Here is a 26,060-nt window from a genome sequence, read left to right on the forward strand (position 1 = left end):
TGCACAATAAAAAGTGCAGAAAACCGGGCATTTACAACATATATGGAGAGGTATCGAAGTGGTCATAACGAGGCGGTCTTGAAAACCGTTTGTCCGCAAGGGCGCGTGGGTTCGAATCCCACCCTCTCCGCTCGTCGAAAGCAAGCGAGTGAATGTGAGCTGAAAGCGAAGCATGAACTTAGTGCGAGGCGGTTCACGAACTTTAGTGAGTGCGAAGCACGAGATAAGTTGAGTGAACATACAAATTGGGCAATTTGGTGGGCAATTTGGAGAAGTACCCAAGCTGGCCGAAGGGGCTCCCCTGGAAAGGGAGTAGGTCGTTAATAGCGGCGCGAGGGTTCAAATCCCTCCTTCTCCGTTCGCTGGAAACACTTTGTAAAAAACGACAAAAAAGTTTAAAAAAGTGTTGACAGAGAAAAAGAAACATGATATTCTATTATAGCTGTCGCCGAGAAATTCGAACACAGCAAACAACGAACTTTGATAACTGAACAGTAAAACACATCCTTGAAAATTCTAAAAAAGATTTTCATTTCATTGACGAAAAGTCAAAACCAACAGTAAAAGGGATAAGATAGCCAAGAGTTATCTTGAACTGGAACGAACACTTAATTTGAGAGTTTGATCCTGGCTCAGGATGAACGCTGGCGGCGTGCTTAACACATGCAAGTCGAACGAAGCACCATAGACAGAAATCTTCGGATGGAAGACTATGGTGACTGAGTGGCGGACGGGTGAGTAACGCGTGGGTAACCTGCCGTATACAGGGGGATAACAGTTAGAAATGACTGCTAATACCGCATAAGCGCACAGAGTCGCATGACTCGGTGTGAAAAACTCCGGTGGTATACGATGGACCCGCGTCTGATTAGGTAGTTGGCGGGGTAACGGCCCACCAAGCCCGCGATCAGTAGCCGACCTGAGAGGGTGACCGGCCACATTGGGACTGAGACACGGCCCAAACTCCTACGGGAGGCAGCAGTGGGGAATATTGCACAATGGGGGAAACCCTGATGCAGCGACGCCGCGTGAGCGAAGAAGTATTTCGGTATGTAAAGCTCTATCAGCAGGGAAGAAAATGACGGTACCTGACTAAGAAGCCCCGGCTAACTACGTGCCAGCAGCCGCGGTAATACGTAGGGGGCAAGCGTTATCCGGATTTACTGGGTGTAAAGGGAGCGTAGACGGCATAGTAAGTCTGATGTGAAAGGCGGGGGCTCAACCCCTGGACTGCATTGGAAACTATTAAGCTGGAGTGTCGGAGAGGTAAGTGGAATTCCTAGTGTAGCGGTGAAATGCGTAGATATTAGGAGGAACACCAGTGGCGAAGGCGGCTTACTGGACGATCACTGACGTTGAGGCTCGAAAGCGTGGGGAGCAAACAGGATTAGATACCCTGGTAGTCCACGCCGTAAACGATGTATACTAGGTGTCGGGGGGCAAAGCCCTTCGGTGCCGCAGCAAACGCAATAAGTATACCACCTGGGGAGTACGTTCGCAAGAATGAAACTCAAAGGAATTGACGGGGACCCGCACAAGCGGTGGAGCATGTGGTTTAATTCGAAGCAACGCGAAGAACCTTACCAAGTCTTGACATCCTTCTGACCGGTCCGTAACGGGGCCTTCCCTTCGGGGCAGGAGAGACAGGTGGTGCATGGTTGTCGTCAGCTCGTGTCGTGAGATGTTGGGTTAAGTCCCGCAACGAGCGCAACCCTTATCCTTAGTAGCCAGCAAGTGAAGTTGGGCACTCTAGGGAGACTGCCAGGGATAACCTGGAGGAAGGTGGGGATGACGTCAAATCATCATGCCCCTTATGATTTGGGCTACACACGTGCTACAATGGCGTAAACAAAGGGAGGCGAAGCCGTGAGGTGAAGCAAATCCCAAAAATAACGTCTCAGTTCGGATTGTAGTCTGCAACTCGACTACATGAAGCTGGAATCGCTAGTAATCGCGAATCAGAATGTCGCGGTGAATACGTTCCCGGGTCTTGTACACACCGCCCGTCACACCATGGGAGTCGGATATGCCCGAAGCCTGTGACCCAACCGAAAGGAGGGAGCAGTCGAAGGTGGAGCCGATAACTGGGGTGAAGTCGTAACAAGGTAGCCGTATCGGAAGGTGCGGCTGGATCACCTCCTTTCTAAGGAAGAAGAAGTAGGGAGATGTGTTTTACTGTTGAGTTATCGAAGAGATAACAAACGCTTCTGGTGGCGATGCGCTTAGGGGAAACACCCGTACCCATCCCGAACACGATGGTTAAGACTTAAGCGGCCGATGGTACTGCACTGGTGACGGTGTGGGAGAGTAGGTGGCTGCCAGATTCCCAAAAGGGCTTATAGCTCAGCTGGTTAGAGCGCACGCCTGATAAGCGTGAGGTCGGTGGTTCGAGTCCACTTAAGCCCATTAAGTGGAAGCTTCTCGGAAGAGGAGGAAAGGTCCACTTAAGCCCATCAGGCAAGACTTTCGCTAAAAGAGGAAAGGTCACTTAAGCCCATCAGGCAAGTCTTTCGCTAATAGAGGAAAGGTCACTTAAGCCCATTAAGTGGAAGCTTCTCGAAAGAGGAGGAAAGGTCACTTAAGCCCATGAAGTGGAAAATAGTGAAAACTTCTCGGCAGAGGAAGACAGGCCGCTAAAATAAATAATACCCATGGGGGTGTAGCTCAGTTGGGAGAGCACCTGCCTTGCAAGCAGGGGGTCAAGGGTTCGAATCCCTCCATCTCCATTCGGTATGGAAACATACCGGGATGTGCATATATCTGCATTCGCGAATGAGTCCGCTCAGCCGCATGCAGGCACGCAATACAATCAAATACGAAGAAGCTTGAGGAAAGAAGTTTCCAACGCCTCTTGGCATCTGATTGTGCAGACGTACCTTGAAAACCGCATATACGAAAATATCTATATTGATAACGATTAACGTTAGAGATAGGAAAAGACATCCGAGGAACCATGGGCAGAGATGCTTGTGGTGAATCAAACATTGTAAACGCAATGAAACGAAACGCTCGATGCGAATGCATCGTAATACCGACTGTTCCAAACGCTATTGGAGCAGGAAGGTCAAACAAGAAAGAGCGCAGGGTGGATGCCTTGGCACTAAGAGCCGATGAAAGACGTGATAAGCTGCGAAAAGCTTCGGGGAGGAGCAAATATCCTTAGATCCGGAGATCTCTGAATGGGGAAACCTGCATACCCAAACGGTATGTATCCATACGCCAATTCATAACGTATGGAGGGGAACCCGGGGAACTGAAACATCTAAGTACCCGGAGGAAAAGAAAGAAACATCGATTTCCAAAGTAGCGGCGAGCGAAATGGAAGGAGCCTAAACCAGCATGCGTGCATGCTGGGGTTACGGACTGCAAAAAGTGACTTCAATGCTAGTAGAATGGTTTTGGGAAAGCCAGCCAAAGAGGGTGAAAGCCCCGTATACGAAAGCAGGCGAGAGCGAGCAGGATCCAAAGTACCGCGAGACACGAGAAACCTTGCGGGAAGTCGGGGGGACCACCCCCCAAGGCTAAATACTCCTTAGTGACCGATAGCGCATAGTACTGTGAAGGAAAGGTGAAAAGGACCCCGGGAGGGGAGTGAAAGAGAACCTGAAACCCTGTGTTTACAAACTGTGGAACCACTTTATATGTGGAACCGCGTACTTTTTGTAGAACGGTCCGGCGAGTTACGCTGGCTGGCAAGGTTAAGCACTCAAGGTGCGGAGCCGAAGGGAAACCAAGTCTTAATAGGGCGCCGTAGTCAGTCAGAGTAGACCCGAAACCGGGTGATCTATCCATGTCCAGGTTGAAGTTGCCGTAAAAGGCAATGGAGGACCGAACGCACATCCGTTGAAAAGGGTGGCGATGAGGTGTGGATAGGGGAGAAATTCCAATCGAACCCGGAGATAGCTGGTTCTCCTCGAAATAGCTTTAGGGCTAGCCTCATGAGAGTCTTTTGGAGGTAGAGCACTGAATTTCCTAGGGGGCGTCAAAGCTTACCGAAGAATATCAAACTCCGAATGCCAGTAAGATGATTCATGGGAGTCAGACTATACGAGATAAGTTGGATAGTCAAAAGGGAAAGAGCCCAGACCACCGGCTAAGGTCCCAAAGTGTGTGTTAAGTGGAAAAGGATGTGGGATTTCGAAGACAACTAGGATGTTGGCTCAGAAGCAGCCATACATTCAAAGAGTGCGTAATAGCTCACTAGTCGAGAGGTCCTGCGCCGAAAATGTCCGGGGCTGAAACACAACACCGAAGCCGTGGGATGGTAGCAATACCATCGGTAGAGGAGCATTGAAGACACGAAGAAGCGGTACCGTAAGGAGCCGTGGAGCGTCTTGAAGAGAGAATGCCGGAATGAGTAGCGAGAGAGAGGTGAGAATCCTCTCGGCCGAATATCCAAGGTTTCCAGAGTAAAGCTGATCTGCTCTGGGTAAGTCGGGGCCTAAGGCGAGGGCGAAAGCCGTAGTCGATGGACAACAGGTTGAGATTCCTGTACTGCAAGGTAACAGAACTGTGGGGACATATGTGGAAAGTGCATCCCTGGAATGGAATCCAGGGGCAAGCGAGGTAGGAGTAAGGCAGGCAAATCCGCTTTACAATCCGAAGGCGTGATGCGGACCGAAGTATAGTAGGGAAGTGCATGAGCCATGTATCAAGAAAAGCCGCTATTGTTTATCTTGTACCCGTACCGTAAACCGACACAGGTGGATGAGGAGAGAATCCTAAGGCCGACGGAAGAAGCATTGTTAAGGAACTCGGCAAAATGACCCCGTAACTTCGGGAGAAGGGGTGCCTCTGTAAGGAGGCCGCAGAGAATAGGCTCAAGCAACTGTTTAGCAAAAACACAGGTCTATGCAAAACCGAAAGGTGAGGTATATGGGCTGACGCCTGCCCGGTGCTGGAAGGTTAAGAGGAGAGGTTAGCCGCAAGGCGAAGCTTTGAATTTAAGCCCCAGTAAACGGCGGCCGTAACTATAACGGTCCTAAGGTAGCGAAATTCCTTGTCGGGTAAGTTCCGACCCGCACGAAAGGCGTAATGATTTGAGCACTGTCTCGACAATGCATCCGGTGAAATTGAAGTACCAGTGAAGATGCTGGTTACCTGCGCCAGGACGGAAAGACCCCATGGAGCTTTACTCCAGCTTGATACTGGGATTCGGTATTGCATGTACAGGATAGGTGGGAGACGAGGAAACACTAACGCCAGTTGGTGTGGAGTCGCTGTTGGGATACCACCCTTGCAGTATTGGATTTCTAACCAGCAGCCGTGACCCGGCTGTGGGACAATGTCAGGTGGGGAGTTTGACTGGGGCGGTCGCCTCCGAAAGGGTATCGGAGGCGCTCAAAGGTTCCCTCAGAATGGTTGGAAACCATTCGCAGAGTGCAAAGGCAGAAGGGAGCTTGACTGCGACACCGACGGGTGGAGCAGGTACGAAAGTAGGACTTAGTGATCCGGTGGTTTTAAGTGGGAATGCCATCGCTCAACGGATAAAAGCTACCCTGGGGATAACAGGCTTATCACTCCCAAGAGTTCACATCGACGGAGTGGTTTGGCACCTCGATGTCGGCTCATCGCATCCTGGGGCTGTAGTAGGTCCCAAGGGTTGGGCTGTTCGCCCATTAAAGCGGTACGCGAGCTGGGTTCAGAACGTCGTGAGACAGTTCGGTCCCTATCCGGCGTGGGCGTAGGATATTTGAGAGGAGCTGACCTTAGTACGAGAGGACCGGGTTGGACTGACCACTGGTGTACCGGTTGTTCCGCCAGGAGCATGGCCGGGTAGCCAAGTCGGGAAGGGATAAACGCTGAAGGCATCTAAGCGTGAAGCCCCCCTCAAGATGAGATATCCCATACGTAAGTAGTAAGACCCCTTGAAGACGACGAGGTAGATAGGGCAGAGGTGGAAGTGCAGTAATGTATGGAGCTGACTGCTACTAATCGGTCGAGGGTTTGACCTGAACACTTGTTTTTGTAAGCGCAAGCGCCACAAAAACTTAGTGTGAAGGTCGTTCGATAGGAGCGAAGCGGAAATCGAACTTCCAATGCAGGTGTAGCGATACGCATGCGAAGCGGAGATCGAACTTCCAAAGACAACAGGATGAGACAGGAAAGAATGGAAGCGAGAGAAGCAAAGCGAAATCGAATGATCCGAAAGAAGACGGTAGAAGCGTGGATGGATGTAATAGTGTATGCGGTTTTGAAGGTATATCCTTCTAACATAAAAAAGACCTGCTGAAAGGCAGGATAAAAAAAGATGTTCCTCGATAGCTCAATGGTAGAGCATTCGGCTGTTAACCGAAGGGTTGTTGGTTCGAGCCCAACTCGGGGAGCTTTTTTCGGCTCCATGGTCAAGCGGTTAAGACACCGCCCTTTCACGGCGGTAACAGGGGTTCAAATCCCCTTGGAGTCATTAAAAAACACTTGCATCATTTTCAAAAAGTGTTAATATAATAATAGAGTAAGGCGCAGTAGCCAAGTGGTAAGGCATAGGTCTGCAACACCTCGATTCACCGGTTCAAATCCGGTCTGCGCCTCTTAAAAAGTACCGTATTTACGGTGCTTTTTTATGTGCCAATAGGGAAAGAAACAGGATATGTTCCACGAGGGAATATATCCTGTTGTTTTTTAAAAACATATTTGATTCATGGACATTAATTAACAGGCGGCTACAGGGCCTCGTAGGATACCAGTTCCTCCAGTGGAATCCTCGTGGAGGCGTGGCGTTCCGGGTCCGCTGGGGGAGCATTTGTGTATCCGATTGCCAGAATGCTGACAGGTTCAAGCTGTTTGGGGAGTTGGAATTCTTCTTTTAGTACATCTGGTTTGAAACAACCGATCCAGACGGAACCAAGACCCAGCTCAGTTGCTTCCAGCATCATATGATCGGTCAGTATAGATGCGTCAATTTCGGTGGTTTTCATTCCGTCAAAGGGGCGACTCCAGGCCTTCGTCTTGTCAGCACAGATGATAAGCGCCAGGGGTGCGTGATAGATATTGGCCGCCTTTGCAATGCGTTCCAGTCCCTCCTTTTTCCGGACAACTATGATATGAACCGGCTGAAAGTTGGCTGCCGTTGGAGCAACATGGGCGGCAGTGAGAATCTTCTGCAGCTTTTCCTCCTCTACTGGTTGTGTGGTATAGGTTCTTACAGAACAGCGTGATTTCGCAATGTCTAAAAAGCTCATATTTTTTTCCTCCATGTTCTTATTGTGATTGGGGTTGACTGACGTTATACTATAATTATATCTAAAACAAATGATTGGGCAAGAACGCACATTTTAGGTAGATACTACCTGAAAAGAAAGTAAGGTGATTTTATGACGAAAAAATGCGCCGGTTTTACCTGCCCAGTGGAGGCAACTATCCAGCTCATCGGCGGAAAGTACAAGGCGGTAATCCTGTGGCATCTGATGAATCAAACGCTGCGGTACAGTGAGCTGCACAGGCTGATGCCTAGGGCTACGGACAAAATGCTGGCTCAGCAGCTCCGTGAGCTGGAGGGAGACGGGCTGATTGATCGGAAAGTTTATCCCGTGGTGCCGCCAAAGACCGAGTATTCTCTTACGGCTTTTGGGAAAAGCCTGGCTCCGATTCTGGATGAGATGTGCAGCTGGGGGGAGTCGTATCTGGAAAAGCTCTGAATTTGGACAATTGTCTGTATGAAATGAAGGGGATGGCGAGAATAAACACATTAATTAGAATTTAAGCAGGGAGGGATGCATGACGAAGATTAAAAAGATTGATTATGATTTTTCCGTATGCAAAGTGAAGGACTATTCACGGATAGACTTCGACAGGGAATATTGTTTTATCGGAAAGACAGATGAAGAAAAGTCATTGGTTTGTATGTCTGACTATGTGCCGGACAATACGATTGAGTGTGAACATGGCTGGAAGGCTTTTAGAATAGAGGGAGTTTTAGACTTTTCACTTATAGGAATACTTTCTGAAATATCGGCGTTACTGGCTGACAACCGAATCGGGATTTTTGCCATTTCAACATACAATACGGATTACATCATGACTAAAAAGGAGAATTACCGGAGGGCGTTAGAGATATTAAGTGATGCGGGGTATCAAGTGGTATAAACAACCTTATACTCAGGTGGTTCCGAACAAAGTACGTTTATAGAATTTATCATAAGAGGCAGCGTCAGTGTACGGATGAGTTTTACCAACTGTACACTGACGCTTGATTATTGAATATTCCCTCTATACCAGAGGCGGATTTTGCACGATACTACAGATCATAATACTTTTCAAACTCCACAGGGTGGGGAATCTGTGAAATTTCCAGACATTCCCCGCGTTTTCTCTTCAGCCAGATTTCAATCAGGCGTTCGGGGAATACACCGCCTGCCGTCAGATAGTCATGGTCGGATTCCAGGGCATCCAGTGCCTCATCGAGAGTCTTGGGAAGAGCCTGTATTTTGGCTTTTTCTTCCGCCGTCAGATCATAGAGGTTGCAGTCATAAGGGCCCCAGCCATTCTCGGATGGATTGATCTGGTTCTTGATTCCATCCAGACCCGCCATCAAGATAGCAGCGTACGCATAATATGGGTTCGCTGTCGCATCAGGATTCCTGAGTTCAAAGCGCTTTGCCATTGGTGACTTTGCGTAAGCAGGAATACGGATGACAGCGCTTCGGTTTGAAGTTGCGTATCCGATCGTAACAGGCGCCTCATATCCGGGAACCAGGCGTTTAAAGGAGTTCGTGGAAGGATTGGTAAAGGCACAGAGGGAAGCGATATGTTTCAGAAGTCCCCCGATAAAATAGTGTGCCGTTTTACTCAGACCGGAATATCCATTTTCGTCGTAGAAGACGGGTTCGCCTTCTTTTATCAGAAGCATATGTACATGCATTCCATTGCCGGCCTCTTTATAAATTGGTTTTGGCATGAAGGTTGCAGTTTTGCCTGCCTGTACGGCCGCATTCTTTATGATATACTTGGTGATCATGGTTTTATCTGCCATATCAACCATATTCCCCAGCTCTACCTCAATCTCCATCTGACCGGAACCGCCCACTTCATGGTGATGATATTTGACATCGATGCCCCAGTCCTGCATGTACATGCACATCTTACTCCTCAGGCTGTATGCAATATCGTGAGGTGCCGAGATGTGGTAGCCGCCGCTTTTCGGTACCTGATAGCCCGCATTTTCAGAAGATTCTGTGCCACTGTTCCAGGCCGCCTGTTTTGTATCCACGGTAAATGAAGTCTTCTGCGGCTCAGTCATGTAACTTACGTTGTCAAACAAATGAAATTCAAATTCCGGCCCGATAAGCATTTCATCGGCGATGCCTTCGGATCTCATATATTCCATTGCCCGAAGGCTGACATTACGGGGATATTGATCAAACGGAAGATTCTCTTTGCCGATCACGCACACATTTCCGCACATGGTCAGGGTGGGAATCTCTGTAAATGGATCAATGACCGCAGTGTCAGGATCGGGTATAAAAACCATATCACTCTTTTCGACCGGCGCGTAGCCGTAGTTTGAACCATCGAAGCCGATGCCGTATACGAAGATATCATCATTGAACCTCTCTACAGGAATCGTGATATGTCTCCATCTTCCGTCAAGGTCCGTCATCTTGAAATCAATCATCCTGATTCCGTTGTCGTCACATAACTTTCGGATGTCAGTACTGTTTAACATAATGCTTCCTCCCAATTAATTGTTATTTTTAGTTTTTTGTTTCTTCTTTTTATAACGAAGTGCGCAGATATCGTCGCCTTTCGCTATGCATTTGGGCAGCTCCAGTACACTGTCATAACATGCACCGATGCCGTGGTCGCCGCACATGGCGATGTCACATAAGACGGCAATTTCTTCATCTGTGCAGCCTGCTTTCTGCCACGCCTTGACAAGGGGGCAGTAATGAAAGTCAAGGAAGAGTTCTTCGTCCGTGCTTTTTCGTACTTTCATCTCAAACACCCATTGTGCAGGTTTTGTAAACAACGTTCTTTTCAGACCTTTCAGACTTTTTGTCCGGCCTTTGCGGACCAGTCCTTTTCCCTGGGATAATCCGCATCTTCTGACGGCTGCCGAGCCAAAGTCCTGCCAGTCCAGTCCCCGCTTACCTGCCTCGTCACACAGCAGATACAGCCAGAAAGCCCTGTGCTCGAGCTGTTCCCTGATCGCTGCGATCAATTTGTTCCTGATTTTTGGTTCGTTTGTTATCCTGCTCATATTTCCCCCAATCTTTTTTTGGAATCATGAAGCGGTGTGCCTCAAGCTTTGCATCTGTTTCTCCCTATGTCAATTTTACAATAAAAGCGACCGTTTTAAAACAATAAACGGAATATATTTTAAAAAGTTATGAGACCTCAAATTGACAGATGTTACTTTGGGGGTTAGTGTATAAGAACAAGGGGGTGACAGAAAATGGATATAAAGCTTCACTATACAGAACGGGGTGAGGGAGAACCGCTGATCCTTCTGCATGGAAACGGAGAAGACAGCGGGTATTTCGTTCATCAGATCAACTATTTTTCAAATATGTTTCGGGTAATCGCCATCGATACACGGGGACATGGCAAGTCGCCGAGGGGAGAGAAGCCATTTACGATCCGGCAATTTGCCGAAGATTTAAAGGGATTCATGGATGAACATCTGATAGAGAAAGCAAATGTGCTGGGATTCTCGGACGGGGGAAATATTGCGCTTGTATTTGCGCTGAAGCATCCGGATAAAGTAATACGCCTCATACTGAACGGGGCCAACCTGGATGCAGCAGGCGTGAAAGCTTCTGTACAGATTCCCATTGTGGCTGGCTATAAGATGGCGTCCCTGTTTGCAGGCAGGAGCGTTCAGGCGAGAAGGAATGCAGAGATGCTGGGTCTGATGGTCAATGACCCCAATATTGATCCCGCCAGGTTGAAAGCGCTCGATGTTCCGGTGCTGGTCATAGCGGGGCAGAGAGATATGATTAAGTATGAACATACCAGGCTAATTTATGAAAGTCTGCCGAATGCGAAGATTGCAGTGATACCAGGCGATCATTTCATCGCAAATAAAAATCCGGAGATTTTCAACCGCCTTGTGGGTGATTTCCTGCTGAGGAACAAAAAGCCTGACCTTCCAAGAGGAGGAATTTAAATTCGAAATACTGCGGGGGCTGCGTGCGCAGGCTCCGCGGTCGCGTTTATTCTTTCACACAGGTTTCAATATCAGAAATCCAGCTTTTAATAGCATCACCATTCTCCTGTAACTTTTCTTTGTTTTTCTCAAAGCCCTGTAAAAGTTGATATTGATGTTTCCAATATATAATTAACGATTCTAACAGCCCGTGATCACCGGCTGATAAAACACCGCTTCCTGTTTCCAGTGCTTTTAATCTCGCGTAGGCTTCATCTGCTGTGATACCCACACTTTTTTTGAAATCCCTTAATACCCACTGCCTTTCAAATATGTTTCGTTCCTTCCAGCCGAAATATTGTTCCTCATACGTTTTAATTACTCTTTTCAGTGTTTGAGGATCACAGGTTCCATAGGAAGCGCTTTCATTTTCTATTCCGTGGAGTACTTGAATGGCCCCGATTTCCTGTCCGTTGTATGTTGATGCATGCAGCACTGATAAAGCGAAACCAAGTGCGGCGTCTTCTGCGGTTATCATATGGTCTTTATTCATCTCATAAAATTCATCCATGGAAATATTCATGCTGTTAGATACGATTTCTATGGACTTCACAGCGGTCTCTGTCTTTACTAATCCCGGGCTGATCGTGTAGGAGTATATATTTGTATTTTCCAACTCCATAGACAATGTATTGCTCAATTCAGCCTGTGCAGTTTTAAATATTTCGTATGCGCCCATATGAGCAGCCGCTCCGGCGCTGGAGACAAATACAAACGCCCCTGAATTTCTTTGTTTCATCGCGCCCAGGAAACTGTTTACCAATAGAACAGGGGCCTTTAGATTTACAAAATATCCGTTATCCCAGTCGCGGCTGCTGACTGTTCCGACATCCCCCAGATGCAGGACGGCAGCGTTATTAAAAACAATATCAGGACAGCCATATTTATTTAATACATACTCCTTCATTTTGAGGATACTGCTTTCATCCGCCAGATCTATCTGATAGAATTCCGCTCGATTGCCGGACAGGGAATTGATCTGCTTTTCTGCACGTTTCCCTTTTTGGGAATCTATTTCCAGAATAATGACTTGTGCTCCCATTGCTGCAAAGCATTTGGCAGTTTCGAAACCGATTCCTCCTCCGGCCCCGGTAATTAAAACTATCTGATTCAGTAATACTTTTTCGTACATGTTGATATTCATTAGTTTACCTCTGCAAAACAAAATTTAGTTTTCTAAATTATATCATAGAAAAAGCAAAGGGGGTTCTTTTCTTGACAAATTTTGGTGACAGGTATAATATTGAACTATGATTCAATTTAGGGGCTGACAATTATGGCACAGGTGTTAAAAGAAGAGATCAGAGAAAAAATCCTGCAGGCAGCATTGCAGGAATTCTATCAACACGGATTTTCCGGCGCTGCCATGCGCAATATTGCAGAACAGGCTTCGATACCGACAGGATTAATCTATTCGTATTATGCAAACAAGGAGGCTCTCCTTGAGGCGGTACTCCAGCCGGTGCGCTACAACTGGAAATCCGTTCTTGTGGAGGGTATGGGCCGGCACGGCAATGGCGGCCAGTCTGACCGGTTAAGCAAACGGGAGATGGACTGCATCAAAAATCTGCTGCTTCACAGGCGGGAATTCATTATCATGATGGATAAGAGCGGCAATACAAGATTTACAGGTGAAAAGGAAACATTTATTTTGGAGATCGAGGAGCATTTGAGCCGCTTGATGAAAGAGGCCAAAGAGTATGATGACGTATATATTCATATTATTGTAGACAATTTTGTGGAAGGACTGCTGCAGGTTATGTACCATTGTAAAAATGATGAGCATGCGTTAAAGACAATGGAAAAGTTAATACAGATGTATCTGTATGGAATCGCCCTGTAAGAGGCGGTTCCTTTTTTATTGAACAATAATGAACAATTGTTCAATATTATGGATTTGTGCGGATTCTGCAATCTGTTCAGATAAATTAAAAAACTGGAGGTAAGAAAACATGAATGAAAAAAAGACAAAAATGGAACTGTTGGGTGAGGAAAGGGTCCCCCGTGCTCTGATGAAGCTGGGGATTCCTACCATGGCAGGAATGCTGGTATCCGCACTGTATAATGCGATCGATGCATACTTTGTCGGCGGGCTTGGGATCAGACAGATGGGGGCTGTCTCTGTCGCGTTTCCCATCGTACAGCTGGTGATCGGACTTGGGATGATGTTCGGCGCAGGAGCCTCCTCTTATATCTCACGGCTTTTGGGAAAGGAGGAATACCGGGAGGCTGATAAAGTGGCGTCGACTGCGCTGATATCAGGTATGATGACAGGTGCTGTCATTATCATTGGCATTCTGTGTAATCTGGATCTGGTATTAACAGGGCTGGGCGCGACAGAAACCATTTTACCGTATGCGAGGGCATATGCCAGGATCTATATCGCGGGATCGATTCTCAATGTATTTACCGTCTGCATGAATAATCTGCTGACTGCCCAGGGAGCGACCAGGGTTACGATGCTTGCCATGCTGAGCGGCAGTATTGCCAATGTAATCCTGGATCCGGTTCTGATCTATGGGCTGAACCTGGGAATTGAGGGCGCAGCGGCAGCGACAGTGCTTTCACTCTGTATTAATGCGGCATTTTATGTGACATACATCCTGCGCAGAAAGGGCGTGCTGAGGTTATCTGTAAGAAGTTTCACCTGGAGTAAGAAAATATATGGCGAGATTCTGAAAATAGGAATCCCTGTTCTGGCGTTTCAGCTCTTTGCCAGCGTTTCGCTGGGGCTGACCAATATAGCGGCAAAACGATACGGAGATTATGCGGTTGCAGCGATGGGGGCAGTCAGCAAGATCATTACCATAGGTACTTACGTTGTATTTGGTTTTATGAAAGGATTTCAGCCGTTTGCGGGTTACAATTACGGGGCAGGACAGTATCAGCGGCTCAAAGATGCGATTCGGCTGTGTTGCCTGTGGTCTGCGGTATTTTGTGCCCTGGGAGGCTGTACCTGTGCTGTATTTTCTAAACAGGTGATCTCTCTTTTCGGGACGGATAAGGGGATGATCTTATTTGGCAGCAAAGTTCTGCTCGTGAATGCGGTAACCTTTGTCACATTTGGATTTCAGATGGTATATGCTTCTCTGTACCTGGCGGTCGGAAAAAGCATGATCGGAAGTATCCTGAGCCTGGGACGGCAGGGCCTGTTTTTCATTCCGCTGATCCTGATTCTTCCGCGGGTATCCGGCATAGATGGTCTGATCTGGGCACAGCCGGCAGCTGATCTGATCGCTGCGGCAGTTACGGTTCTTTTTGCCGTTCAGACAGACAGGCGTCTGGGATGGGGAAGGGACCATGCAGTAAAGAAGTAAATTTTGAAGAATCATCGGTAAAGGGCCTTGAAAACGGGGCTTACAGACAGGATGAAGAGCCTGTAATTACGGCGGTTGGAGCAGGCATGGATAATCAGGATCCGGTAATGGGTGATGTGAGATATATCCCGGCAGCATGGCAGGTTGACAGCGGCAAAATACTTGCGGGTTCGTGGGGACAGAGTCCTTATACTTCAGCGATCGATATGTCAAAACTGAGTGCCGGGGATCATACGCTTTCGGTCACGTTCAGTCAGCAGATGTTCGGAGAACTGAGTTCTGAAACGGGCAGCTTCGGATGGAGTGATACGGGTGAGGGACCGGAGGGCGGTTTTGTGATTTCTGTTGCATTTACGGTGAAACCGGAGGAGAAAACTTTAGAATATACCCTTACGGTAGAAAACGGAACCGGATCAGGCGTATACCCTGTAGGTGAAAAAGTGACCATTAAGGCGGACACAGCGCCGACAGGAAAAGTATTTGACAAGTGGGTTCTGGGAAAAGACAGTTCAGGTAAGATTACGAGCACAACAAAGCGGCAGACAACGTTCACCATGGGCGAAGGGAATGCCACAGTAACCGCGACCTATAAGAATAAAAATTCAGGTACGGGAGGCACAGGAGACGCTTCCCTGTCCGTATGGATGCTCATAGCGTCGTTGCTGGGATCAGGCACTCTGGCGGCTTTGGTGTACGACCGGCGCAGAAGAAAAAATAAATAAGTAAATACTCATGAACCTCCCGGTTTTTCCGGGAGGCTTTATGGCGGGTGGAATATTCTGGAAGAAACAATTTAAAGCAGATTGTGGGTTAACAAATCTTCTCGAAACCTGTATAATAATCTAAAACTTCAGCGTCATTGGGGGCAAAGGTTATGGAACGGTTACGCAGGATTCTTAACAATAATATATTTATCTTTTCTGTAAGGCAGGGTCTTTTACTGACCATACCTTTTTTGATGATTGGCTCCTTTTCACTGGTTATTATGAATTTTCCCGTCAATGCATGGCAAGAATATCTCTCATCAGTGGCGGGCGGTACGATCCATATGTTTTTGATGGGCGTATATCAGGCGACATTCGGTTCCCTGTCCTTTATTTTTGCACTGATGATATCCTATGCATACGGGGAGGAACAGAGGGTCTATGAGAACACACGGGTGTTTTTCCCGGCGGTTACTCTCTGCTCGTTCATTGCATTTTGCTATCCAAGCGGAGGGCTGTCAATCTGGGGACCGGAGTGGAGCTTTACGGCTATCTGCATAACCATTTTCAGTTGCTGGCTGCTCACGGCCTTTTATCGTCTGGTCTCTCTGCATCAGCGGCTGTACACTGTGGGAGTGGCGTACAATTTCAATGCGTCCATGCAAAGTCTGGTTCCTGCAGTACTCACAGTAGCCGCCTGCGGCATATGCGGCATCATACTGTTTCTTGTTTTTGATGATACGAATATCATGAACTTTGGTTCTTATCTGTTCATGCGCCTGTTTGGAAGTATGGGGAACGGCCTGGCATCCATGCTGCTCTATATCGTCATTTCTCATGTGCTATGGTTTTTCGGGATACATGGGACGAATACGCTGGAGGCGGTTTCAAGAAAACTGTTTGAGTCTGAGATACTGATCAATCAGGATCTGCTGGCACAGGGACTGCTTCCCACACATATTTTCAGCAAGACCTTTCTGGATACATTTGTATTCATAGGAGGGTGCGGCAGTGCCCTTTGCATGGTACTTGCACTTTTTCTGGTGGCCCGCAAGAAAAACAACCGGCGTCTGGCTAAGCTTTCACTTCCGGCAGTTGTTTTTAACATCAATGAACTCGTATTGTTTGGGTTTCCCATCATATTCAGCGCGGACATGATCCTTCCGTTTATCCTGACGCCGGTTGTGCTCACGGGGATCAGCAGTCTGGCCATGTATCTGAATCTTGTTCCGGTTGCATCGCAGAGTGTGGAGTGGACTGTTCCGGTGCTGTTCAGCGGTTATATGGCGACAGGGTCATTCAGGGGAAGCCTGCTGCAGCTCGTGAACCTGGCGGCAGGTACGCTTATCTATATTCCGTTTATTAAAAAAAGTGAGGACATACAGGAAAAAGAATTCATGTGTAAGATCAGGAAACTGGAAACTGCCATGGATGAGGAACAGCATTCTGTGTGGGTGCAGAATTTCCACTGGAAAACATACGAGAACCGGCAGACGGCAAAGCTGCTCACCGCAGACCTTCAGTATGCGCTGACGAAAGGGGAACTGCAGCTGCATTACCAGCCTCAGATGTATCGTGACGGCAGGCTGTATGGATGTGAGGCGCTGCTGCGCTGGAACTATATGGGGCATACATACATCTATCCGCCGCTGATCATTGCGCTGGCTGTGCAGTCGGGTTTCATTGACTCTCTTGGGCTTGCGATCATCCGCATGGCATGTGCCGATATGAAACAGGCGGAGAGGGAGTGTGGATTTCCCATCACATTTTCAGTCAATATACTGCCGCTGCAGCTGGAGAACCGCGGTTTTGCCCTGAGTGTAGGGGAGATCATAAAGGAAACAGGTGTCAACAGTAAAAATATGACGATCGAACTGACAGAACAGGTTGCCTTGAATCCGGGGCCTGTTCTGGAAAAAGAACTGGGAGAGTTAAAAGATGCAGGCATCCGCATCAGTATGGATGATTTTGGCATGGGTCATGGCTCGCTGAATTATCTGAATTCAACGCACTTTGATGAAGTTAAAATAGACGGAGCCCTGATCAGACGCCTGCCCGGCCACGCGCAGACCTGTGAACTGGTGGGAAACATTATGAATATGTCTCAGATTCTGCGGGTGGATACGGTAGCGGAATGTGTGGAGACGGAGGAGCAGGTCAGTATGCTTGATCAGCTGGGTTGCGGGATCTACCAGGGATATTATTACAGCAGACCGCTTCCGCTTTATGATTTTATCCGGTATTTAAAAGGCACAGAGCATCTGTAGGCCCTTACAATTTGATATTGCCCGAGCATTCGATGCCGGCTTTTGATAACAGCCGCCTTGTGATCATAAACGCATTCTCCGTCAAATGGCAGAAGGATGAGGCAAACTGTGAGGCATCCCGCTTTTCGCAGCTTTCTGCTATGTCACATGCTATTTTGGACCAGCCGGGAAGCTGCCTGGAACCGGCATCTTCAAAGCGCAGAATGCTGCCGCTTAACATCTGGAGAATAATCTTGCTGTAGATTTCTTTCACTGCATTTAAAGGGCAATGACTCACAATTGCCTGTAAGGTAATGCAGAGTACTTCCTCCAGAGCTTTCTTATCATCACCCAGAGAGGCGGCGTTGTGGATCGATTCTAAAGTCCCGGCGTCAAAATATGGAAACGTGTACATGATAACCGGTTCGCTGAAGGCAGCGAGTGTCTGAAGAATTTCTATAAAATTAATGAAGTAGCTGTCAGACATGTAATCTTCAAATTTTTGAAGTGCTTCTGTGCCGCATTCAGAGATGACCTGACTGCCTTTTCCGTTAATCGTCCGCAAAATGCCAAGCTCGTTCAGGATACCGACGGTGCGCCGCATCGTGCTGATGGATACATGGTAGGTGGATGATAAAAGTTTATAGGAGGGCAGGAATGTTCCCAAAGGGTAACGCCCCTGACTGATTTTACAGATGATTTCCATTGCAATCATATCGAAATAGCGGGTTCGTCCCTTGCATGGTTCCCATACAAAGGGGGTTAAAGTGTTGTCGGCGGTTGAGAATGTCATATGTTCAAAATACGAAGCGATCCTGCCGTGAAAAGTCCGGCTGAGTTTGATAAAGTGTTGTTTTGAAGCGCAGCTGTCTTTGCTTTGATATGACTGCATGCATTTCTGAAACTCAGCCAGCAGATGCTGCAGCAGGTGATCAGCCGGCTCCTCACCGTCAGTTTGCTGAAGGATGTCCAGGAAAGCGCTGTCGGCAAACGAGTGAATGTCGTAAAAGAGGCCCAGTAAGGTCTGGTTTCCGCATGACTTGAGCATCTGAAAAAAAGAGCCATACAACTGTCTGGCGCAGTGAGTGTTTTCACATTCGGACCCGGCTGTCTCTGTGAGGCGGTCATCGAGACGCGAGAGGATGTAAAAACAGACGGCAGGTGAAATAAGTTCCAGCGTTTTGTTAAGGTCTTCCAGCGAAGCTGCCCGCTCCATAAATACGCCGGAGGTAAGATAATCGGGATACGGTTTACTGATTATAACAGACGATTTTTTACGGTTAATTTTGATGATTCCATCCCTTTCAAGCATTTTAAGGGCACGCTGGGCAGGACAATACGAGGCGCCATACTGTTGTGCGATTTCCATGACAGACGGAAATGGAGTTTCGTCATCAAAAAACCCCATTTGTATCTGAGCAGCAAGAGCCCGGTAAATTGTCTGCTCCTGGCTTTTGATATTTGTCATTTCGTATATCCTTTCTAAAATCAGTTTGTGCCGGCCAGGGGGCTGACATAGATATCATATCACATATTTTTTTTCCGTTATAGATAAACTAACAATAATCTAACATAACATTTGATATTATCTTGACAGCAGCATGACAGAAAGAACATAAGGTATTTTTACCGGCTATGTAATAATTAATTGACAAACAGAGAGAAAGGTAATATATTACTTATAAAGGTAATGTATTACCTTCTTTGCGCGGAAAATTATACTGATATCACTTATATCATAAAATACACATGCAAAGATGTCCAACCCGCCTGGGCGCGCAGATTGTGTCTTGACACGATTTTTCTTCCGGGGATGAAAGGAGAGGAGCCGCTTATGAAATATACAGATGAAAACGCACAGAAGAACTCTGTTAATTTTGGGGATATGGAGCATACTTTTTTCCTGATTGGACTTTTAAATCAGTTTGTCAACAGATTTCAAGCTGCCGGAGACCGTTTCTTTAAGGATATCAGCTGGAAACAGAGCTTTGTTCTGATCTGTATCCGTCTCTTTGAAAGGCCGCCGACGCTGAAAGAGCTGTCGGAGCTGATAGGAAGCTCACACCAGAATGTCAAGCAGATGCTGCTTAAGCTGGAGAAGGCAGGCTATGTGGAGTTCATTCCGGATGAATCAGACAGAAGGAAGCAAAGGATAGTGCCCACTCAGAAAACACAGCTGTTTACCGAAGAATATGATGCACCAAGCTCGAATTTTATGGAACAGCTGTTTATGGATATCGATGAGGAAAACCTTGCGGTCACAGTAAAAACGATCATGGCGCTCGATGAGCGGCTGAAACGCATAGAGGTATGATAAAGGAGGAAACGAAATATGAAAAGACTAGTCGTGTATCAAAGCGGTACCGGGTTTACCAGACAGTATGCCGAGTGGATCGCTGATGCCTTACACTGTGATGCCGTGGATTTAAAGCAGACGACAGAAAAGACGGTGAGTGAGCAGGACCAGGTGATCTTCGGCGGCTGGATCATGGGCAATATGATTCGCGGTCTGGATAAAATGCGTAAGATGAATCCCGCACATCTGTATGTGTTTGCAGTGGGCTCAACTCCCGATAACATTGCGGATAAGGGTGTGATACAGGAGCTGAATCATCTTGAGGACCTCCCCTTTTTCTATATGCCGGGGGGATTCCGTTTTGAGCAGCTGAATTTTATGACGAGAAAAATGCTGAAAATGCTGAAAAAATCAGCTGCCAGAAAGGAAAATAAAAACGCTCAGGAACAGTATATGGCGAAGACGCTTGGAACATCGTTTGATCACTCGGATAAGAAATATGTGGAACCTCTGCTGGCACGCTGTCTGGCGGGGAACGCTCCTGTCTGAATCAGAATTACGATAGAGAATCTGTCCTGAGTATAATGAACATCAATCGCACCATGATATTTTTCGACAATCCGTCTGACATTGCCGGTGCCGATTCCATGTGATTCGGGATTTTTCTTATCCGTCCGAAGCCCGGCTTTCGTTTCCAGGATTTCATTCTCCTTAGCGTTCACAATCTCATAACTGAAGCAGCTGTTACTGCAGCGTGCTTTCACGGTAATAAAACGTTTGGAGACTTCCTGAATCTTCAGACATGCCTCGATTGCATTATCGAGTGTGTTGCCAAACAGGGAACACAGATCGATGTCATCGAGGGGCAGGGTCTTTGGCAGTTCAACCTGCAGATCACAGCGGATTCCGTGATCCCTGGCATACTGTTCCTTTGTGCTCAGCACAGCATTGACGATGCTGTTCGGGCAGAAATTTTTAGCGGTTGTGACAAACTTCTGATCCAGATTAGTCAGGTATTGGCAGGCTTTATCATAGTTTTCATTTTGAAGTAAGGTACCGACGACGTTCAGATGATTTTTCATGTCATGGCGCAGTCCCCTTATGGCACACTGGCTGGCTTCCATTTCCAGATAGTAGGCCTGCTGATACTGATAGGTCTCCAGCTGCATCTCGGTCCGCACTGTTTTTGCCATATGCGTGCACAGACAGCAGCAGCCCAGATTCGTGATCAGACTGGCAATGCATGCGGGATACGCGATGTAGGACGTCTCTGACGTGGAATTGTAAATTACGGTAATGATTCCGATAAAAGAAGCCAGCGAGACCAGATCGATCAGGAACCATAACTTTCTGGTCAGGTCGCAAACAGCACAGGGAATCCACTTTTTCATGTAATGCCAGATAGCGAACCAGACCGGAATTCTCAGCATCATGGTAAATGAATGGAGAATGGTCTGACCTGCGGTGGACATCTGCCTGTGAAAAACGTACATCCAGACCAGAGAACCTACGTCCTGCAGGATATAGGAGATGGAGACGATGATGGGAAACAGCAAAACGGCGACGGAACATTTCAGATACAGGCGGCCTTTGTGAAAAACAAGCAGAATAATGATCAGTGCGGCAAATGCGCCAAAAGTTCCGGTGGTCTCCCCGGGGTATATGATGGCATTGGAAAGATACGTAATCATAAAAATTTCTAAAAGCATCAGAAATCTGTTATCCCTGCGAAGAGGAATGAACTGCCTGACAATGAAAAAAAGCAGTGTTCCGTACGCCAGGGACAATATCCAGTTCACGGCGAATTCTATAGTGTTTGGCATGTCATATTCTCCTGATAAAGCATATATTTTGCAAAAGCAATGGAAAGATTCTGTCTGTACGTACGGCTGACAGGAAGGCTTTCTCCAGCTACAACCGCAGTGTTTCCATGGATTTCCTGGAGAAACTTCATATTGATCAGGTAACGATTATGTATACGGACGAAACTTACGCCGAGCTGCAGTTCCAGATCGTTTAGTTTCTGATAAAAGTCATAGCTCTTTCCCGGTGTGACGGCATGGATTACACGTCTGTCACTGACAAAATACTTTACAGAAGAAAGCAGAAGACGGATGCTTTTGCCGCGCTGTTCTATGATATAATATTTTTCAGGCGACAGCTCCAGAGATTCCAGCGCAGTATGCAGTACGGAAACGATTTTACTTTGTTCATAAGGCTTTATGATGTAATTCAGGGCGCGTACCTCATAGCCCTGAAACACGAAATCCGGGTGAGAGGTTACGAATATGATTTCTGACTGCTTATCATGTTTCCGAATTCTTCTGGCAGTTTCTACGCCATCCAGTTCTTTCATTTCCACGTCCAGAAATAAAACCTGAAAGTCCGCATGCGCAGAAGCGGCGAGCAGTTCTTCGCCGCAGCTGAATTCTGTGATGCGATAATCAATACCACACAGATCCAGTTCTGTACTAACAATTCTTTTCAGATCATTTCGAAATACTTTTTCATCATCACAGATTGCTAATTTCAACATATCGTGACCTCCGGTATTACTTAGAATTACAAACAGTATACCATAAGTTGCGGAACTTTACATAAAAGGTGTCAAATTTAACATGCAGCGCCCTCGATAAAAGTTGTATTTTTTCTTAAAATAAAGGTCAGAAAGAGACAAACCGGGAGGAGACCAAGATGTTAAAAGTAGAACACCTGTATAAGAGCTATCAGACGGGGAAAGAAAAGTATGAAGTATTGAAGGACGTATCATTTGAAGTAGAGGAAGGAGAATTTGTTGCAGTGATGGGGCCTTCCGGTTCGGGGAAGACCACGCTTTTAAACTGTATCTCGTGTTTTATTCCTTTTGACGGGGGGACGATCAGGCTTGGGGATGCCGAGCTGTCAAAACTGAATGAAAACGAAATCGCAAAGGTCAGAAATGACAAACTGGGGTTTGTATTCCAGGACTTTATGCTGCTGGACGGCCTGACGGTCTTTGAAAATGTATGCGTACCAAAATCCATCAGAAAAGAACCGTATGAAAAAATGGAGAAAAAGGCGGATAAACTCCTCGGGATGTTTGGAATCCGAGATATAGCAGGAAAATACCCGGCTGAAATATCGGGCGGACAAAAGCAGAGAACAGCAGTTGCCAGGGCATTGATGAATGACCCACTTCTGATACTGGCAGATGAACCTACCGGCAATCTGGACAGCCGTTCCAGTGAGGCGGTCATCCGGGCGTTTCTGGATGCACAGAAAAAGCTGAACGCAACCACATTCATGGTGACGCATGACAGTTTTTCTGCCAGCTACTGTGACCGCGTGATCGTGATGAAGGACGGAAGCATCTACAGGGAAATGCTGAATAAAGGTGACAGGCGGTCGTTTATGGAGGAGCTGCTTGGCGTATTAAGAGACCTGAATGGAGGTGAGTGAGATGACGCTTGGGACATTATGGAGCAGGCTCAGAAAGAAAAATAAAGGGGATTACCGGCAGTTTCAGTTCTGTATGACTTTTTCCATACTGCTGATTTCGTCGCTTATGATGATGATATGTTCTCCGCTGATCCAGAATTCTCTGCCTGCAGGGGGAGACAGCGGCAAGCAGGCATATCTTATCTGTGGTATCGCTGTTGTGGGATGCTTCATCTTTTCGGCGTATGCCGCCAGACTGTTTCTTCGCTATAAGAGCCGGGAGATCGGAATCTTTATCGCACTGGGAGCACGGCGAAAGGTGCTGGCAGAAGCGTTATCGCTGGAGCTGGGAAAGATGATCGGAATGTGTGCAGCTGCGGGTATTGCCCTGGGTGCTGTGATCGCCTTCATCGTCGGTAAAGGGATGGAACTTCTGACCGCACAGGTTCGAGATGCCGAATTTGGATTTACGCTGTCCGGCCTGGCGCTCTCTGCTCTGTATACGGTTCTTTTGTTTCTGCTGATCCAGTTTCTGGCACGGCGGGCGATGAGGCGAACGAATGTCATTGAGGTTATCAACGAGCAGCGGAAACAGGAGCCAATGAAAAAGTCCGTATCCAAAAAATACTTTACGAGCGGAGTCATCCTGACTGCAGCCGGACTCTTTGGGGCGGTGTTTTTGGAACAGATTGCAGTATATGTTTTCGGAACATGGCTGGGGGGATGGACCAATGCGTTTTATCTGCTCATTGTACTTGGAATTTACCGGATGCTGGTATATGCAGTATCCAGTCACCAGAAAGGAAAAAAACCACAGAAGTATTATGATAATCTGATCAGCTACGGAATGATAAAATTTCAGGGGGCATCTGTCGTAAAAAATATGCTGGTCATTACACTGCTCATTTTTGGGGCGCTATATGCGATATCTTATATCCCATCCAATCTGGGAACAGGGAGTGAACTGGAGGATGACTTTTCTTACCGCTATTTAAATGATGCGGATGAGATGACGGAATCTGAAGTAATACAGCTGGCAGAAGGCTACGGGGTATCCGTGGAGAATTACCGGGAGGGAGAATTTATCCGGGTCACAGGCAGCGGTACCCACCGAGATATGGGTGACGACAAAAAGCTGCTGGAAATTTATTATGACGAATATGCAGAGTATGACTGTACCAGTTCATCGGAGTACGAGAAGATGACGGGTATAAAGCTCGATATTCCGGAGGGCGGATACTATCAGATCGAGGGGAGAGGGGCATATGAAAATATCTGGTATCATTTTGGAGATATGGATAAGCTGTATGTCCAAAATGAGGAACAGTTTTTACCCATGAAGTATATGGGAAACGTTACGTACCACGCGCTGATCATCGGTTCGAACAACGGGATGGATCAGGGAAGCCGTTTTGTATTAAATGACGGAGATTTTGCCCGGCTAAAACGCGGGCTGCCCAGGGAAAAGCTGGAGACGCAGGTGCTGTTTAAAACGAGCGGAGAGGTGAAAAAAACAGCGGATTTCTCCAGGGAATTTTACAGATCCTTCGTGGACGGTATGTCCGGCGATATGAATGTCATGGCATACTATAATTCCATGGAGGAAAAGAGACGCGGAAGTGATTATACAGACATGATGGGCGATGCCGTGGTGGATCCCGATAATCCTCTGAAGGAAACAGACTGGCAGTATGATCCGCTTATGAGTCCTCTTATCAAACAGCAGACGATCATGGCGCTGGCGAACAGGATGCTTCTGTTTGGTTATGTATTCCTGATCTGCTTTGCAGCGGTGGGAATTATAGGCTATACGAGAAGCCAGAGCATGGGGATCACCAATGCGCAGGTATTCGAGGATATTAAACGGCTGGGAGCTGACAGGGATTACAGAATAAATCTGATGAAAGATCAGGTTCAGAAAGTATTTGTGCTTCCCACGGCAGTCGGCGTCATATTGCTGTTGATCTATGAGGCCATGACGCTCTATACGAATGACAAACAATTTTCTGCCGGGGACATAAACCTGATGTTTATCCTTGCGGGACTGGGGCTGACGGCGGCACTGTACCAGTACGTAATATACAGAGTTTCTGTTAAAAAAACAGGTACACTGCTTAAGTTAAGCTGATGAATCAATATGGACAGGAAAAAACAGATATGCAGCGTCTATTTTGAATGCGGTGAGGAATTTATCATCGTCCCTGCGGAAGTGGTTCGGCAGATTCTGACAGCAAACAGAAATGCTGAACGGATGATGATTGCTTATAAGGATATGTTTCCGGACGGATATGGGGATTACCTGATAAGAGTGCTGAACAGCAACCGGCACCTTCCACAGTTTACTTACGGATATATCCGGGAAGATCCTGTCAGTGAGAGAGGGATGATTCGGATTTTTATAAAACAGCTTCGGAGTCTGAAGGTGAATAAGTTTGATTGTTTTACAGAAATAAAATATATGCGGTTCCGCGAAAAACCGGATGTCGTAGTCCTGAGATATTCACCGGAGTTTCTGGTGCTGAAGCAGGATCCGGACAGGATCTTCTGCTATATCCCTCTTGTGATTTTAGAACAATGATACGTAAAGCTCCATGAATCGCAGAACCAAACGCGGCATCAAGTCTAAACCGTGGACTTTACACATATGGTTAAAAAACAGTATAGAATGGGGGCGTATCGGTGATAGAAGAAAACAGAACACTGCTGAGACGCATATATATTGTCGCGGTGGCGACCCTGATCAGCTTTTGGTGTGTGGTTGCGGCAGGCGGAATAAAAATACGGCAGCTTGCCGGAAAGCTGGAGGAAACGCAGGTACAGCTTGAGGGTGTGATGGAAACAGTGGAGGGGATTGATGTTGACAGTTTAAACGAGACGATCCAAACACTGAATAAGATCATCGATCCGCTGCGGACTCTGATGGGCGGGTAAAGG

20 protein-coding genes, 7 tRNA genes and 3 rRNA genes are annotated in these 26,060 nt (G+C 47.1%); 23 read left to right on the plus strand and 7 right to left on the minus strand.

Translation table 11 applies throughout. The features are described 5' to 3' along the window. Positions 1-44 precede the first annotated feature (44 nt). The 10 genes from NQ502_RS12295 to NQ502_RS12340 all read left to right on the plus strand — a co-directional run bounded on the left by NQ502_RS12295 (position 45) and on the right by NQ502_RS12340 (position 6,530). Positions 45-130 (plus strand) — tRNA-Ser (locus NQ502_RS12295). Between the two features lie 138 nt (positions 131-268). Next, positions 269-358: transfer RNA gene (locus tag NQ502_RS12300), tRNA-Ser, on the plus strand. 251 nt (positions 359-609) lie between these two features. Beyond that, positions 610-2,143: ribosomal RNA gene (locus NQ502_RS12305) — 16S ribosomal RNA — on the plus strand. 63 nt (positions 2,144-2,206) lie between these two features. Next, positions 2,207-2,324: ribosomal RNA gene (gene rrf / locus NQ502_RS12310) — 5S ribosomal RNA — on the plus strand. Between the two features lie 8 nt (positions 2,325-2,332). Next, positions 2,333-2,406: transfer RNA gene (locus tag NQ502_RS12315), tRNA-Ile, on the plus strand. Between the two features lie 247 nt (positions 2,407-2,653). Further along, a tRNA-Ala gene (locus tag NQ502_RS12320) sits at positions 2,654-2,726 on the plus strand. Positions 2,727-3,062: 336 nt separating this feature from the next. Further along, positions 3,063-5,954 (plus strand): 23S ribosomal RNA (locus NQ502_RS12325). Together the 16S, 23S and 5S rRNA genes with 7 tRNA genes alongside form the textbook arrangement of a ribosomal RNA operon. 300 nt (positions 5,955-6,254) lie before the next feature. After that, positions 6,255-6,326: transfer RNA gene (locus NQ502_RS12330), tRNA-Asn, on the plus strand. A gap of 8 nt (positions 6,327-6,334) precedes the next feature. Then, positions 6,335-6,406: transfer RNA gene (locus NQ502_RS12335), tRNA-Glu, on the plus strand. Between the two features lie 52 nt (positions 6,407-6,458). Continuing rightward, a tRNA-Cys gene (locus tag NQ502_RS12340) sits at positions 6,459-6,530 on the plus strand. A 132-nt stretch (positions 6,531-6,662) separates the two neighbouring features. Here the strand turns inward: NQ502_RS12340 and NQ502_RS12345 are convergent. Further along, positions 6,663-7,181: a nitroreductase family protein gene (locus tag NQ502_RS12345; RefSeq protein WP_028529227.1), complete on the minus strand. Its 519-nt coding sequence runs from the start codon at positions 7,179-7,181 to the stop codon at positions 6,663-6,665. Between the two features lie 132 nt (positions 7,182-7,313). Here NQ502_RS12345 and NQ502_RS12350 point away from each other — a divergent pair, with 132 nt between their 5' ends. Both NQ502_RS12350 and NQ502_RS12355 read left to right on the plus strand, forming a co-directional pair. Then, positions 7,314-7,637 carry a winged helix-turn-helix transcriptional regulator gene (locus NQ502_RS12350; RefSeq protein ID WP_028529228.1) on the plus strand — a complete coding sequence of 108 codons (324 nt, stop codon included), beginning with the start codon at positions 7,314-7,316 and terminating at the stop codon, positions 7,635-7,637. Between the two features lie 79 nt (positions 7,638-7,716). Further along, the gene (locus NQ502_RS12355) at positions 7,717-8,085 is read left to right on the plus strand and encodes an ACT domain-containing protein (protein WP_028529229.1); all 369 of its coding nucleotides are present in this window, start codon (positions 7,717-7,719) and stop codon (positions 8,083-8,085) included. A gap of 151 nt (positions 8,086-8,236) precedes the next feature. Here the strand turns inward: NQ502_RS12355 and glnA are convergent, their stop codons facing one another. Both glnA and NQ502_RS12365 read right to left on the minus strand, forming a co-directional pair. Beyond that, entirely contained in the window at positions 8,237-9,664 is a 1,428-nt protein-coding gene (glnA, locus tag NQ502_RS12360; protein WP_028529230.1) for a type I glutamate--ammonia ligase, read from the minus strand. A 15-nt stretch (positions 9,665-9,679) separates the two neighbouring features. After that, on the minus strand, positions 9,680-10,198 hold the full coding sequence (locus NQ502_RS12365; protein ID WP_028529231.1) for an L-2-amino-thiazoline-4-carboxylic acid hydrolase: 519 nt from the start codon (positions 10,196-10,198) through the stop codon (positions 9,680-9,682). A 195-nt stretch (positions 10,199-10,393) separates the two neighbouring features. On the opposite strand from NQ502_RS12365, the gene NQ502_RS12370 reads away from it, so the two are divergent. Beyond that, complete coding sequence (locus tag NQ502_RS12370) at positions 10,394-11,107, plus strand: alpha/beta fold hydrolase (RefSeq protein ID WP_028529232.1); 714 nt, start codon at positions 10,394-10,396, stop codon at positions 11,105-11,107. A gap of 46 nt (positions 11,108-11,153) precedes the next feature. On the opposite strand, the gene NQ502_RS12375 is transcribed toward NQ502_RS12370, so the two are convergent. Next, the gene (locus tag NQ502_RS12375; protein WP_049898244.1) at positions 11,154-12,290 is read right to left on the minus strand and encodes an SDR family oxidoreductase; all 1,137 of its coding nucleotides are present in this window, start codon (positions 12,288-12,290) and stop codon (positions 11,154-11,156) included. A 132-nt stretch (positions 12,291-12,422) separates the two neighbouring features. On the opposite strand from NQ502_RS12375, the gene NQ502_RS12380 reads away from it, so the two are divergent. The 4 genes from NQ502_RS12380 to NQ502_RS12395 all read left to right on the plus strand — a co-directional run bounded on the left by NQ502_RS12380 (position 12,423) and on the right by NQ502_RS12395 (position 17,434). Beyond that, complete coding sequence (locus NQ502_RS12380; RefSeq protein WP_028529233.1) at positions 12,423-12,989, plus strand: TetR/AcrR family transcriptional regulator; 567 nt, start codon at positions 12,423-12,425, stop codon at positions 12,987-12,989. 109 nt (positions 12,990-13,098) lie between these two features. Beyond that, the gene (locus NQ502_RS12385; protein WP_028529234.1) at positions 13,099-14,463 is read left to right on the plus strand and encodes an MATE family efflux transporter; all 1,365 of its coding nucleotides are present in this window, start codon (positions 13,099-13,101) and stop codon (positions 14,461-14,463) included. Beyond that, positions 14,433-15,185 carry an InlB B-repeat-containing protein gene (locus NQ502_RS12390; RefSeq protein ID WP_028529235.1) on the plus strand — a complete coding sequence of 251 codons (753 nt, stop codon included), beginning with the start codon at positions 14,433-14,435 and terminating at the stop codon, positions 15,183-15,185. Before NQ502_RS12385 ends, NQ502_RS12390 begins: the two co-directional genes overlap by 31 nt. Before the next feature lie 152 nt (positions 15,186-15,337). After that, positions 15,338-17,434 carry an EAL domain-containing protein gene (locus NQ502_RS12395; protein ID WP_028529236.1) on the plus strand — a complete coding sequence of 699 codons (2,097 nt, stop codon included), beginning with the start codon at positions 15,338-15,340 and terminating at the stop codon, positions 17,432-17,434. 4 nt (positions 17,435-17,438) lie between these two features. Here NQ502_RS12395 and NQ502_RS12400 read toward each other — a convergent pair whose 3' ends face one another. Continuing rightward, a complete protein-coding gene (locus NQ502_RS12400; protein WP_028529237.1) occupies positions 17,439-18,881 on the minus strand; it encodes a GntR family transcriptional regulator in 1,443 nt (480 codons plus the stop codon). Between the two features lie 366 nt (positions 18,882-19,247). On the opposite strand from NQ502_RS12400, the gene NQ502_RS12405 reads away from it, so the two are divergent. Together NQ502_RS12405 and NQ502_RS12410 are read left to right on the plus strand one after the other, a co-directional pair. Next, positions 19,248-19,727 carry a MarR family winged helix-turn-helix transcriptional regulator gene (locus tag NQ502_RS12405; protein ID WP_028529238.1) on the plus strand — a complete coding sequence of 160 codons (480 nt, stop codon included), beginning with the start codon at positions 19,248-19,250 and terminating at the stop codon, positions 19,725-19,727. A gap of 18 nt (positions 19,728-19,745) precedes the next feature. After that, positions 19,746-20,258, plus strand: a complete 513-nt coding sequence (locus NQ502_RS12410; RefSeq protein ID WP_028529239.1) for a flavodoxin domain-containing protein — start codon at positions 19,746-19,748, stop codon at positions 20,256-20,258. On the opposite strand, the gene NQ502_RS12415 is transcribed toward NQ502_RS12410, so the two are convergent. Both NQ502_RS12415 and NQ502_RS12420 read right to left on the minus strand, forming a co-directional pair. Next, positions 20,192-21,532, minus strand: a complete 1,341-nt coding sequence (locus NQ502_RS12415) for a sensor histidine kinase (protein ID WP_049898246.1) — start codon at positions 21,530-21,532, stop codon at positions 20,192-20,194. The genes NQ502_RS12410 and NQ502_RS12415 overlap by 67 nt on opposite strands. After that, positions 21,517-22,245 carry a LytR/AlgR family response regulator transcription factor gene (locus tag NQ502_RS12420; protein WP_028529240.1) on the minus strand — a complete coding sequence of 243 codons (729 nt, stop codon included), beginning with the start codon at positions 22,243-22,245 and terminating at the stop codon, positions 21,517-21,519. Before NQ502_RS12420 ends, NQ502_RS12415 begins: the two co-directional genes overlap by 16 nt. A 158-nt stretch (positions 22,246-22,403) precedes the next feature. Between NQ502_RS12420 and NQ502_RS12425 the strand changes: the two genes are divergently transcribed. From NQ502_RS12425 to NQ502_RS12440, 4 genes are all read left to right on the plus strand, one after another. Beyond that, positions 22,404-23,147, plus strand: coding sequence for an ABC transporter ATP-binding protein (locus NQ502_RS12425; protein ID WP_028529241.1), 744 nt, complete (start codon positions 22,404-22,406; stop codon positions 23,145-23,147). Further along, a complete protein-coding gene (locus NQ502_RS12430; protein WP_028529242.1) occupies positions 23,134-25,254 on the plus strand; it encodes an FtsX-like permease family protein in 2,121 nt (706 codons plus the stop codon). Before NQ502_RS12425 ends, NQ502_RS12430 begins: the two co-directional genes overlap by 14 nt. 9 nt (positions 25,255-25,263) lie before the next feature. Beyond that, positions 25,264-25,704: a hypothetical protein gene (locus tag NQ502_RS12435; protein ID WP_028529243.1), complete on the plus strand. Its 441-nt coding sequence runs from the start codon at positions 25,264-25,266 to the stop codon at positions 25,702-25,704. A gap of 101 nt (positions 25,705-25,805) precedes the next feature. Beyond that, positions 25,806-26,057: a hypothetical protein gene (locus tag NQ502_RS12440; RefSeq protein WP_028529244.1), complete on the plus strand. Its 252-nt coding sequence runs from the start codon at positions 25,806-25,808 to the stop codon at positions 26,055-26,057. Positions 26,058-26,060 lie beyond the last annotated feature (3 nt).

It is taken from the genome of Ruminococcus gauvreauii (genome assembly GCF_025151995.1).
Lineage (GTDB): Bacteria > Bacillota > Clostridia > Lachnospirales > Lachnospiraceae > Ruminococcus_G > Ruminococcus_G gauvreauii.